This is a genomic window from Escherichia albertii NBRC 107761 = DSM 17582 (assembly GCF_000759775.1).
GTDB lineage: Bacteria > Pseudomonadota > Gammaproteobacteria > Enterobacterales > Enterobacteriaceae > Escherichia > Escherichia albertii.
The window spans coordinates 1-12,909 of record NZ_BBMY01000135.1 but is presented as its reverse complement, the minus strand read 5'-3'; the positions used below and the strand labels follow the sequence as shown (position 1 = coordinate 12,909).

Below are 12,909 nucleotides of genomic sequence, written 5' to 3'. Positions count from 1 at the left end.
AAAGTCATCGGGCATTATCTGAACATAAAACACTATCAATAAGTTGGAGTCATTACCCGTAGGCTTCAGCTGTTCGGGTTTGTTGCAAACTATACGCCTGCCAGGCCAACGAGGTTCGATCCTTATCTTTTGGCTCGGGTACTAATGCATAATACGCGGATGCATACAGCGGATATAAGGCTGTAGCACCGTACACTCTCGGCCATCTTGACCAATCATCGCTGTAACGTAATTCAGGTTGCCCCCGCAGAGACGTCAGCCCATGGCTCTCTTCTTCCCTGACGCTGTTATAGTACCCTTCCCGGTCGACACATCCCGCCAGCAATGCCAAGACTAATAGCAAAATACCGATAAATTTATTCATCGCGCTGATTCCTTTCTCCAGAGGATTATTTCATTGTTGGATACAGCGGCACATATCCCACATCTTCTACCAAACTTTGCCCCTGTGGCGTTAAAAACCAATCCACCAATTTTTGCGTTTCCGGCGTAGGGTTTTCACGCGTCACCATAAATGCATCAACAATATAAGGATATTTGCCGTTACGAATATTTTCCGCAGTCGGCGCAATGTCATTAATGGTTAATAATTTGATATTTTTATCAGCATTCATCTGCGTGGCGTAATAACGGAATGTGTAACCTATTGAGTTGTTTGTATTACGATATTCGGCAACGACATTAATCATTCCTCCCATCATGCTTGCCACTTCGGTTTCCTGCGGCGAGATCATACGGACATTTTTCATGACCTGCGATTGCATCACCGTCTGGCTGCCAGAGTCTTCCGGGCGTTGCCAGATCTGGATTTCCTGATCGTTACCGCCAACAGTACGCCAATTGGTAATTGCGCCACTAAAAATGTCACGCACTTGTTGTTCAGTCAGGGAATTAACTGGATTATCAGCATTGACGATAAAAACAAATGCTTCACGGGCAAAGGGGGTGTACAGCAAAGTGACACCAGATTCCTTTGCACGTTTTTTCTGCCCACCGGAAGGTTGCGCCACGAAAATAATATCGGCGTCACCTTTAATAATCCTGTTATACGCCTCTGGTGTACGAGAGTTCGTCAGATATTCCCATGAATGAAAATCCTCCGGTATAACGCTTAGTGCATAAAATGCAGAGGCATAAAGCGGATACGCTGCCGTAGCACCATCGATTCGCGGCCAGTTTTGCCTAAACTGAATTTGCGGTTTGTCACGTAGCGGCGTCAGTTGATTATTAAATTTATCGGGTCGCATGGCCTAGGTATCAATATCTTCGCGCACACCGACGCCGGGATTAAGCTGTTTATATAAATAAGCCTGATAACCGGCGACAATACCCAGTAAGAGAAGCATAAAGAGGAGTAAGTTACGACAACGTAGCCCGGACGTGCCGGTTAAAGGATATCTGGCTGGCCAGGCATATCCCAGCGAAAAACTGATATGCGCCCCAACGGGAATAATGACTATCCACCAGTAGTCGCCACTGATTAATGAGAGTAACAAAACACCCTGCCAGGGAAGCATAAGGTTTGCCAACCAGTCCGCTCCCATCTGGCGAAATTGATAGTCTGCCAGATGTAGTGTGATTATCCAGCCAGCCAGTATTAATAGTGCCGGTAATAAAAATAGACTCTGTCGCCAGATTATAACTTCCCTCTTTTCTGGCGCACTATCGCCCGCCCACACGCGTCCAGAGAAAAATATTATTATTGCCCCCAGCGTTAGCATAAAGACGTTGAGTTGAAGATAGATTGTTGGCGTTAAGAGTAAATTGCAAATCTCAATAATTACTGAAAGCCCGGCTCCCAGGATAGTAATCACTACTGCTAAAAATTGCGTCAGTATGGGAATACCAAAAAAAGTCATTACCAGCGAGGTCAAAATCCATTTTCTGTTTTTCATCATTCTGTCCATTCTTCCTGAATGGTGAAATTATACTCCCCGAGAACTCTCGCTCCCTCTGGACACTTTTCCGAAATAAAGGCAAAAAAAACGGGGCCCTTTGGCCCCGTTCTACTTTTAGCGTGAACTTACAATCTCACCGGATCAATATGCCAGATATGTTCCGCGTACTCTTTGATCGTGCGGTCAGAAGAGAAGTAGCCCATATTAGCGATATTCAGCATCGCTTTAGCGGTCCACTCTTCAGGACGCTCATAGAGCTCGTCGACTTTATCCTGGCAATCGACATAGCTGCGATAATCCGCCAGTACCTGGTAGTGATCGCCAAAGTTGATCAATGAATCCACCAGATCACGGTAGCGGCCCGGATCTTCCGGGCTGAACACACCGCTGCCGATTTGCGTCAGTACCTGATGTAATTCTTCATCTTTTTCATAGTATTCACGCGGTTTGTAGCCCTGACGACGCAGCTCTTCCACTTCTTCCGCAGTGTTACCAAAGATAAAGATATTGTCAGCACCGACGTGATCCAACATTTCGACGTTTGCGCCGTCCAGCGTACCAATGGTCAGCGCGCCGTTAAGGGCAAATTTCATATTACTGGTGCCGGAGGCTTCCGTCCCCGCCAGCGAAATCTGTTCGGAAAGATCGGCTGCCGGAATGATCAACTGCGCCAGACTGACGCTGTAGTTCGGGATAAACACCACTTTCAGCTTATCGCCAATTTCTGGATCGTTGTTGATCACTTTAGCGACATCGTTGATCAAGTGGATGATATGCTTCGCCATGTAGTACGCCGAAGCCGCCTTACCGCCAAAAATATTCACACGCGGTACCCAATTCGCATCTGGATCGGCCTTGATGCGGTTATAACGGGTGATAACGTGCAATACATTCATCAATTGACGTTTGTATTCGTGAATACGTTTGATCTGCACATCGAATAGCGCTTTCGGATTCACCACCACATTCAATTGTTGAGCAATGTACTCCGCCAGACGCTTTTTGTTATCCAGTTTTGCCTGATGTACTGCGTTATTCACCATCGGGAAATCACAATGCTGTTGCAGATCATTTAGCAAGCTAAGGTCAGTGCGCCAGTTGCAGCCAAGGTGTTCATCCAGCACGGCTGAAAGTGACGGGTTTGCTACCGCCAGCCAGCGACGTGGCGTCACGCCGTTGGTGACATTGGTGAAACGTCCCGGGAAGATTTTCGCAAAGTCAGCGAACAGCGATTGCACCATCAGATTAGAGTGCAGCTCCGAGACACCGTTAACTTTGTGGCTCACCACAACCGCCAGCCAGGCCATCCGCACACGACGTCCGTTCGATTCATCAATGATCGATGCTCGCCCCAGCAGATCGGTATCGTTCGGATACTGCTCCTGCAACGTTTTCAGGAAATAGTCGTTGATTTCAAAAATTATCTGCAAGTGACGCGGCAAAATTTTGCCCAGCATATCGACTGGCCAGGTTTCCAGCGCCTCGCTCATCAGCGTGTGGTTGGTGTAAGAGAAAACCTTGCAGCACACTTCAAACGCATCGTCCCAGCTAAATTTGTGTTCATCGTTCAGCAAACGCATCAGCTCGGGAATCGACAGCACCGGATGGGTATCGTTGAGATGAATCGCGATTTTATCCGCCAGATTATCGTATGTTCTATGCAACTGATAATGGCGACTTAAAATATCCTGAACGGTTGATGAAACCAGGAAGTACTCCTGACGCAGGCGCAGCTCACGACCGGAATAAGTGGAATCGTCCGGGTAAAGCACACGAGAAACGTTCTCGGAGTGGTTTTTATCTTCCACTGCCGCGAAGTAATCGCCCTGGTTGAATTTACCGAGGTTAATTTCACTACTGGCTTGCGCGCTCCACAGACGCAGAGTGTTAGTCGCATCAGTATCGTAACCGGGGATGATTTGATCATAAGCAACAGCCAGAATCTCTTCGGTCTCAATCCAGCGTGTTTTCTTACCTTCTTGCTGAATACGCCCGCCAAAACGCACCTTGTAGCGCGTATTGTGGCGTTTGAATTCCCACGGGTTACCGTATTCCAGCCAGTAGTCAGGCGACTCTTTCTGACTGCCGTTAACGATATTCTGTTTGAACATGCCATAGTCGTAACGAATACCGTAACCACGGCCTGGCAGACCTAAAGTTGCCAGCGAATCGAGAAAACAGGCAGCCAGACGGCCCAGACCACCGTTACCAAGCCCAGGGTCGTTTTCTTCATCAATCAGCTCTTCGAGATCCAGCCCCATACCTTCCAGAGCTTTTTGTACATCCTCATAAATTCCTAACGACAACATGGCGTTAGAGAGAGTACGACCAATCAGAAATTCCATCGACAGGTAGTAAACCTGGCGAGTTTCTTGCGACAACTGGGCACGGTTTGATCGCAGCCAGCGCTCCACGAGACGATCGCGCACGGCAAATAGCGTTGCGTTCAGCCATTCATGTTTATTGGCGACAACCGGGTCCTTTCCAATCGTAAACATCAGCTTGTAAGCGATAGAATGCTTAAGAGCTTCTACGCTAAGCGTGGGCGATGAATATGTAAACGGAGCATTCATATAGGCGTTTCCTGAAAACTATTTCAAGCGATAGTAAAGCTCACGGTACGACTTCGCCGCGACCTGCCAGCTAAAATCCATTGCCATAGCCTGACGTTGCACAAACCGCCACAGCGAAGGACGGGACCACAGTACGAAAGCACGTCGAATAGCCCGTAACAGCGACCAGGCGTTACTATCTTCAAAGACAAACCCACTGGCGACGCCATCTGCCAGATTCTCAAGAGAACTGTCAGAAACCGTATCAGCAAGCCCACCAGTACGCCGCACCAACGGCAGCGTACCGTACTTCAATCCATAAAGTTGCGTTAAGCCGCACGGTTCAAAACGACTTGGCACCAGAATGACGTCCGCGCCACCCATAATGCGATGCGAAAATGCTTCGTGATAGCCAATCTGAACACCAACCTGGCCGGGATATTCCGCCGCCGCCGCAAGGAAACCTTCCTGCAATACGGGATCACCCGCACCGAGCAACGCCAGTTGCCCGCCCTGCTCCAGAAGCCCCGGCAGGGCTTCCAGTACCAGGTCGAGACCTTTCTGACTGGTCAGACGGCTCACCACCGCAAAAAGCGGCACTTTATCGTCAACCTTAAGTCCCATCGCAATCTGTAACTGACGCTTATTCTCCGCTTTCTCCTCCAACGAATCGCGGGAGTAACGAGAAGCTAACAGTAAGTCTGTTTCTGGATTCCAGATTTTCTCGTCGACGCCGTTTAGCACGCCGGAAAGGCGCCCTTCCCGGTAACGCTGTTGCAGCAAACCTTCCATACCGTAGGCAAACTGCGGTTCGGTGATTTCGCGAGCGTAAGTCGGACTCACCGCCGTAATGTGGTCAGCGTAGTACAAACCGGCTTTCAGGAATGAGATTTGTCCGTTGAACTCCAGTCCGTGAATATTAAAGAATGACCATGGCAATTGAATATCATTCATATGTTGTGCATAAAACATGCCTTGATAGGCCAGGTTGTGCACAGTAAACACGGACTTCGCCGGATGCCCGTGTACAGCCAGATACGCAGGCGCAAGGCCCGCGTGCCAGTCATGCGCATGCACCACATCAGGGCGCCAGAATGGGTCAAGTCCGCTGGCCATTTCTGCCCCAACCCATCCCAACAGCGCAAAACGCAATACGTTGTCGGTATAGGCGAATAAGTTGGTATCGTGATACGGACTTCCCGGACGATCGTAGAGATGCGGAGCGTCAATCAGGTAAATGCCAACCCCGTTGTAATGACCAAACAACAGCGTGAAATGCCCTGCAAAGGTATCACGGCGGGATACGACCTGTGCATCTGTCACACCACGGCGAATATCGGGAAATGCAGGCAACAGTACGCGAGCGTCAACACCGTCTGCGATTTGTGCTGCGGGTAACGCCCCAATAACATCGGCCAGACCGCCGGTTTTAAGCAGCGGGAACATCTCTGAACATACATGTAAAACCTGCATTATCGCTCCTGTTTATGCCCTAACTTCCGTAGCATTTCGCGCGTAACCAGCACAATGCCTTCTTCTGAACGATAGAAACGACGCGCATCTTCTTCTGCGTTCTCACCAATCACCATACCTTCTGGAATGACGCAAGCACGGTCAATGACGCAGCGGCGCAAGCGGCACGAGCGACCTACCCAAACTTCTGGTAACAATACGGCGGAATCAATATTACAGAATGAATTCACACGAACGCGCGAGAACAGAACGGACTGCACTACGACCGAACCGGAAATCACACAGCCGCCAGAGACCAGTGAGTTAAGGGTCATCCCGTGGCTACCGGAGCGATCCTGAACGAATTTTGCGGGTGGCAATGATTCATTGTAGGTACGAATTGGCCAGTTGCGATTGTACATATCCAGTTCCGGAACGACAGAAGCCAAATCAAGGTTTGCTTTCCAGTAAGCTTCCAGCGTACCCACATCACGCCAGTACGGTTCGGCGTCTGGATCGGATTGCACACAAGAGAGCGGGAACGGGTGCGCATAGGCCAGCCCTTCTTCGGTGATTTTGGGAATCAAATCTTTACCAAAGTCGTGGCTGGAGTTTTCATTACGATCATCGTCTTCCAGCAGTTCATACAGGTAATCTGCGTCAAAAACGTAGATTCCCATACTTGCCAGAGCTTTACTCGAATCGTTCGGCATTGATGGCGGATTCGCTGGCTTTTCAACAAATTCGATAATCTTATCGTTTTCATCAACCGCCATAACGCCAAATGCAGAGGCTTCTTCAATCGGTACTGGCATACAAGCAACAGTGCAACGCGCGCCTTTTTCGACGTGGTCGATAAGCATTCGCGAGTAATCTTGTTTGTAAATATGGTCGCCCGCCAGGATCACCACATATTCCGCTTTATAGCGGCGGATGATATCGAGGTTTTGGGTGACTGCGTCAGCCGTACCGCGATACCAGTTTTCCCCTTTCATTCTCTGTTGTGCGGGCAGCAAATCAACAAACTCGTTCATTTCTTCATTGAAGAACGACCAGCCGCGCTGAATGTGCTGCACCAGAGTATGTGACTGGTACTGGGTGATCACGCCCATACGGCGGATCCCGGAGTTGATGCAGTTGGACAACGCAAAGTCGATAATGCGGAACTTACCACCAAAGTGCACGGCGGGTTTTGCTCGCTTATTGGTTAAATCCTTCAGGCGAGTACCGCGTCCCCCCGCCAAAATAAGGGCAACAGATTTCAATGGCAGCTGGCGCGCCAACATTAAGCGATCGTTCTTCTCTAAACTAACCATGACTAACTCCTTTTTTATCATCTCTGGAACACACACACTCCGTGTGCAGGTCCCTGCCAGACAGCCGTAATCACTGGGTTATCCTCTCCAGCGAATGGAGGAATGGCGTGCCACTCCCCAGCAGGTAAAACAATCTCTGTTACCTCAAGCGTGGCGTTTATTGCGATCAAAAAACGATCCGAGAGCAGTATTTGCAGTTGCTTCGGGCCGTTTTGCCACTCATCCGTGCTTAAAGGTTGAGCATATCTATTCAGCCAACGGACATTACCGTCGCCTTCTTCCCACCAGCGATTCTCGACCAAAGCAGGAATACGCTTGCGCAAATGGATTAACGCGGCGGTAAACGTGGTTAAGCCACTGCTTGCCTGCGACCAGTCTAACCACGTTAGTTGGTTATCCTGGCAATAGGCATTGTTATTGCCATGCTGACTGTGACCGTGTTCGTCACCCGCCAGTAACATCGGCGTTCCCTGAGAAAGCAACAATGTCGTCAACAGGGCATGAATGCTGTCTCGCCGCCGTTCAATCAGGTTCAGAGTTCCACCTAATCCTTCTTTACCATGATTGTTACTGTAATTATTGTTAGTCCCGTCGCGATTTTCCTCTCCATTTGCTTCATTGTGTTTATGGTTGAAACAAACGCAGTCACGGAGCGTAAAACCATCATGCGCGGTGACCAGATTAATCGCAGCGCTCGGCAAACGGTCATTACGTTTAAAAACATCGCTGGAAGCGGCAAAACGACCGGCAAACTCACCCAGCGACAGGTTATAGTGCAGCCAAAAACGGCGAGAGGCGTCGCGAAAATGATCGTTCCACTCGGCAAACAGCGGTGGAAAATTTCCCACCTGATAACCGCCTGGGGCGATATCCCACGGTTCAGCAATTAACTTAACCTGCGATAACACCGGGCAGTTCTGGATAGCGGTAAACAACGGCGCATCCTGACGAAACTCCGGTGTACGGCCCATGACGGCAGCCAAATCAAAGCGGAAACCATCTATATGAAAGGTTTCTACCCAGTAGCGCAGGCAGGCGCAGGCATATTCCACCACCGCCGGATGGCTCAAATTGAGCGTATTGCCGCATCCGGTCCAGTTGTGATAATCGCCATCTTCTCTAATCCAATAATAGCTACGGTTGTCGATCCCGCGCAGTGAGAAAAGTGGACCGTCGAGGTCCAGTTCCGCACTATGGTTAAGAACGATGTCGAGAATGACTTCAATACCCGCTTTATGCAGAGCTTTGACTGCATCGCGGAACTCATCCAGCGCCGTTTCAGGCGAACTGGCATATGCCGGATGCAGCGCAAACAACGCCACCGGATTGTAGCCCCAGTAATTGCTTAGCCCCATGCGCTGCAATCGCGGTTCGCTGGCGAATTGCGCAACCGGCAGTAGTTCCAGCGCGGTAATGCCCAACTGTTTTAAATAGTTGACCATCACCGGATGTCCCAGTGCTTTATAAGTACCGCGGATCTCAACTGGAATTTCCGGGTGTAAATACGTTAATCCTTTGACATGGGCTTCATAAATGATAGTGCTGCCCCACGGCGTACGCGGCGGGACATCATCTTTCCAGTCATAGTGATCAGCCACTACCACACATTTCGCCGCAATGGCGGCATTGTCGCGATAGTCAGGCTCATTGTGGCCTGCGTGCAGCAATGGGTTATCTTTAAAATCCCCTTCAATCTGCCGCGCACAGGGGTCAATTAACAACTTCGCCGGGTTAAAGCGATGTCCCATGGTAGGTTGCCAGGGACCATGTACGCGATAACCATAACGTAAACCCGGGCGCGCATCCGGCAGATAGCCATGCCAGATATCGCCGCTGCGTCCTGGCAAGTCATACCGATGTTCTATGCCCTGAGCGTCAAACACACACAGTTCTACCCGCCCGGCATGAGCGGAGAAGAGCGTGAAGTTGACGCCCTGTCCGTCGTAATGCGCGCCGAGAGGAGAGGGTTTGCCAATGGCGAGTTGTGTCATTCTCCCTCCCGCACCAGCCAAATAGTGGCCAGTGGCGGTAGCGTAAGACCCAATGAGTGCTGACGACCATGGCTGGCAATCTCATCGCTGTGTACCGCGCCGCCGTTACCCACATTGCTGCCGTGATAGTGCATGGAGTCAGTGTTGAGGATTTCACGCCATTTACCCGGCTGATTAATGCCAAAGCGATAGTCATAGCGCGGTACTGGCGTAAAGTTGCTGGCGACGATAATTTCGTTTCCGTTTTTATCGCGACGAACAAAAATCAGCACCGAACGTTCATGATCGTCCACCACCAGCCATTCAAAGCCATACGCGTCAAAATCCAGTTCGTGCAATGCCTTGTGGTAACGATAAGTGTGGTTCAGATCGCGCACCAGACGCTGTACGCCGTGATGCCAGTTGTCTCCGCCTTCCAGCAGGTGCCAGTCAAGGCTGGCGTCGTGATTCCACTCGCGCCCCTGAGCGAATTCATTCCCCATGAACAGCAGTTTCTTACCCGGGAATGCCCACATCCAGGCATAGTAGGCGCGCAGGTTAGCGAATTTCTGCCATGCGTCGCCCGGCATTCTGTCGAGAATCGATTTTTTGCCGTGCACGACTTCATCGTGCGACAACGGCAAGACGAAGTTTTCAGTGTAGTTGTAAAGCATGCCGAAAGTGAGTTTATCGTGATGATACTGACGATAAACCGGGTCCAGCTTCATGTAGTCCAGGGTATCGTGCATCCAGCCCAGGTTCCACTTGTACCAGAAACCCAGCCCGCCAATATCCTGCGGACGAGAAACATTAGGGAAGTCGGTGGACTCCTCTGCCATCGTCACAGCGCCAGGAACTTGCTCACCAATAATACGGTTGGTATTACGTAAAAATTCTATTGCTTCCAGATTCTCGCGACCGCCAAATTCATTGGGGATCCACTCCCCCTCTTTGCGGCTGTAATCGCGATAAATCATCGAAGCCACAGCATCGACGCGCAACGCATCAATACCGAAACGTTCGATCCAGTACAGCGCATTACCCACAAGGAAGTTACTGACTTCACGACGACCATAGTTATAAATCAGTGTGTTCCAGTCCTGATGATAGCCTTCACGCGGATCGCTGTGCTCATACAGATTTGTGCCATCAAACTCGGCAAGCGCAAAATCATCGGTCGGGAAATGCCCTGGCACCCAGTCAAGAATGACATTCAGGCCGGCGGCATGGGCAGCATCAATGAAATAACGGAAATCGTCGCGGGTTCCAAAACGACGAGTCGGCGCATACAGGCCGGTTGGCTGATAACCCCAACTGCCATCGAAAGGATGCTCATTAATTGGCAGCAGTTCGAGGTGGGTAAAGCCCATCCATTTAGCATAAGGCACCAGCTGATCTGCCAGTTCGCGATAGCTTAACCAGAAATTGTTGTCAGCGTGACGGCGCCAGGAACCCAGATGAACTTCATAGATAGAGATTGGCGCATCCAACTGGTTCGCTTTTTTGCGCTCTTCAGTCTGCTCAACCTTTTCCGGCAGCCCGCAAATAAGGGAAGCGGTCTCCGGGCGCATCTGTGCTTCAAAGGCATAGGGATCGGACTTCAGACGCAGATTGCCATTGGCATCAATCATCTCGTATTTATAGAGCTGACCATTATGCGCCCCAGGGATGAACAGTTCCCAGATGCCGCTCTCTTTGCGCAAACGCATCGGGTGACGTCGACCATCCCAGTAGTTAAATTGTCCAACCACCGAGACTCGGCGGGCGTTTGGCGCCCAGACGGAAAAACGCGTACCGGTAATGCCATCCATGGTATCTGCGTGTGCGCCTAAGGTTTCATAGGGACGCAGGTGAGTACCTTCAGATAACAGCCAGGCATCCATATCCTGGATTAGAGGACCAAAACGGTAAGGATCATCTATCAGGTTCTGTTGACCATGCCAGACAACAGCTAATTGATAACGGAAAAAGTTTTTACGTCGCGGAATGACGCCGCTAAAGAATCCGCGTGAGTCGATACACTCCAGTTTAGCGAGTTTGCGTCCGGTTTTCGGTTCAATCACCCAAACATCGGTGGCATCGGGTAAAAGGGCACGGACTTCCAGTCCCGCTGTGGTTTTATGCATTCCCAGTACGGAAAAAGGATCCGCAAAATGGCCTGCAATTAGCGCGTTAATCACGTCTCTATCGATACGATCGGACATGCTTGTCTTCCTGTTTTATTGTGTCACCCCATCCAACTGATTTTCTGACATCTGGTTGTGACATTTTTTTGACCTGAACGACGCAGCACTCTGTGCATCCTCTCTGCGTCGCCCTCACTTCAGGTAAGGCTGTGAATACGCATGTATTCCGCCACCCTTAAAGAATAGCCAATGCTCTATTTAACTCCCGGTAAATCATGAAACATCTGCGCTTACTCCTGTATTACGCACGAAACGGGGCGGCATCGCACCCCAGATTTAATGAATAAACATTACGCCAGCTGACGAAGCATCCGGCGCAGCGGCTCTGCAGCGCCCCACAGCAGTTGGTCGCCGACAGTAAAGGCTGACAGGAACTCTGGCCCCATATTCAGCTTACGCAGGCGACCTACCGGCGTGGTCAGCGTACCAGTAACGGCGGCTGGGGTTAGCTCACGCATCGTCATTTCGCGATCGTTTGGCACCACTTTTGCCCACGGATTATGGGCCGCCAGTAGTTCTTCCACGGTTGGAATCGACACATCTTTTTTCAATTTGATGGTGAATGCCTGACTGTGGCAGCGAAGCGCACCGACACGCACACATAAACCATCTACCGGAATCACAGAAGATGTGTTGAGGATCTTGTTAGTCTCCGCCTGCCCCTTCCACTCTTCGCGGCTCTGACCGTTATCGAGTTGTTTGTCGATCCACGGAATCAGGCTGCCTGCCAGCGGTACGCCAAAGTTATCAACCGGCAGTTCGCCGCTACGGGTTAAGGTCGTAACTTTGCGTTCGATCTCGAGAATAGCAGAGGACGGAGTCGCCAGTTCATCGGCCACATGACCATACAGATGGCCCATCTGGGTTAACAACTCACGCATATGTCGCGCACCGCCACCAGAAGCCGCCTGGTAAGTCGCAACGGAGACCCAATCAACAAGATCATTAGCGAATAAACCGCCCAACGACATCAACATCAGGCTTACGGTACAGTTACCGCCGACAAAAGTCCTGATGCCATTATTTAATCCGTTGGTAATAACGTCCTGATTGACGGGGTCAAGTATGATGATGGCGTCATCTTTCATGCGCAGAGACGATGCTGCGTCAATCCAGTAACCTTGCCATCCGCTTTCGCGAAGCTTTGGATAGATTTCGTTGGTATAATCGCCGCCCTGACAAGTTACGATGATGTCGAGGGCCTTCAGCGCCTCCAGATCAAAGGCATCCTGAAGCGTGCCGCTGCCAGTACCGCCAAATGACGGCGCGGCCTGACCAAACTGAGAAGTCGAAAAGAAGACAGGGCGAATGGCGTCGAAGTCGCGCTCTTCAACCATGCGTTGCATGAGAACAGAGCCGACCATACCGCGCCAGCCGATAAAACCAACATTTTTCATAAGCGTTTTTTCCTGCAAAGATGTGTGCTGTATAAATGTGCCGGTGTCCTCGTGGCACATCTTTCACCATACAAAAAGCAGCCAAAGTCGCAAGTGAAATTAATCAATGATAGCGAAGCCATCAATAATGCGACTTAT

General features: G+C 50.4%; 6 protein-coding genes and 2 pseudogenes. All 8 read right to left on the bottom strand.

The annotated features are described in order from the left end of the window. Positions 1-58: 58 nt before the first annotated feature. Positions 59-364 (bottom strand): annotated as a pseudogene (locus EA14781_RS19090) (PstS family phosphate ABC transporter substrate-binding protein); the annotation flags it as partial. Positions 365-389: 25 nt separating this feature from the next. After that, a pseudogene (locus EA14781_RS19085) lies at positions 390-1,898 on the bottom strand (PstS family phosphate ABC transporter substrate-binding protein). 125 nt (positions 1,899-2,023) lie between these two features. Continuing rightward, positions 2,024-4,471: a glycogen phosphorylase gene (glgP, locus tag EA14781_RS19080; RefSeq protein ID WP_000993468.1), complete on the bottom strand. Its 2,448-nt coding sequence runs from the start codon at positions 4,469-4,471 to the stop codon at positions 2,024-2,026. 18 nt (positions 4,472-4,489) lie between these two features. Next, complete coding sequence (gene glgA, locus EA14781_RS19075; protein WP_001197635.1) at positions 4,490-5,923, bottom strand: glycogen synthase GlgA; 1,434 nt, start codon at positions 5,921-5,923, stop codon at positions 4,490-4,492. Further along, a complete protein-coding gene (glgC, locus tag EA14781_RS19070) occupies positions 5,923-7,218 on the bottom strand; it encodes a glucose-1-phosphate adenylyltransferase (RefSeq protein ID WP_000253987.1) in 1,296 nt (431 codons plus the stop codon). The genes glgA and glgC overlap by 1 nt, the downstream gene beginning before the upstream one ends. A 17-nt stretch (positions 7,219-7,235) precedes the next feature. Then, positions 7,236-9,209, bottom strand: coding sequence for a glycogen debranching protein GlgX (gene glgX / locus EA14781_RS19065; protein WP_000192560.1), 1,974 nt, complete (start codon positions 9,207-9,209; stop codon positions 7,236-7,238). Continuing rightward, positions 9,206-11,392 carry a 1,4-alpha-glucan branching enzyme gene (gene glgB / locus EA14781_RS19060; RefSeq protein WP_001283699.1) on the bottom strand — a complete coding sequence of 729 codons (2,187 nt, stop codon included), beginning with the start codon at positions 11,390-11,392 and terminating at the stop codon, positions 9,206-9,208. Before glgB ends, glgX begins: the two co-directional genes overlap by 4 nt. 272 nt (positions 11,393-11,664) lie before the next feature. Continuing rightward, on the bottom strand, positions 11,665-12,771 hold the full coding sequence (gene asd, locus EA14781_RS19055) for an aspartate-semialdehyde dehydrogenase (protein ID WP_000799933.1): 1,107 nt from the start codon (positions 12,769-12,771) through the stop codon (positions 11,665-11,667). Positions 12,772-12,909: the final 138 nt, after the last annotated feature.

Coding starts and splice junctions, on each gene's coding strand:
- glgA (WP_001197635.1), bottom strand. CDS start 5,923: ATGCAGGTTTTACATGTATGTTCAGAGATGTTCCCGCTGCTTAAAACC.
- glgP (WP_000993468.1), bottom strand. CDS start 4,471: ATGAATGCTCCGTTTACATATTCATCGCCCACGCTTAGCGTAGAAGCT.
- asd (WP_000799933.1), bottom strand. CDS start 12,771: ATGAAAAATGTTGGTTTTATCGGCTGGCGCGGTATGGTCGGCTCTGTT.
- glgC (WP_000253987.1), bottom strand. CDS start 7,218: ATGGTTAGTTTAGAGAAGAACGATCGCTTAATGTTGGCGCGCCAGCTG.
- glgX (WP_000192560.1), bottom strand. CDS start 9,209: ATGACACAACTCGCCATTGGCAAACCCTCTCCTCTCGGCGCGCATTAC.
- glgB (WP_001283699.1), bottom strand. CDS start 11,392: ATGTCCGATCGTATCGATAGAGACGTGATTAACGCGCTAATTGCAGGC.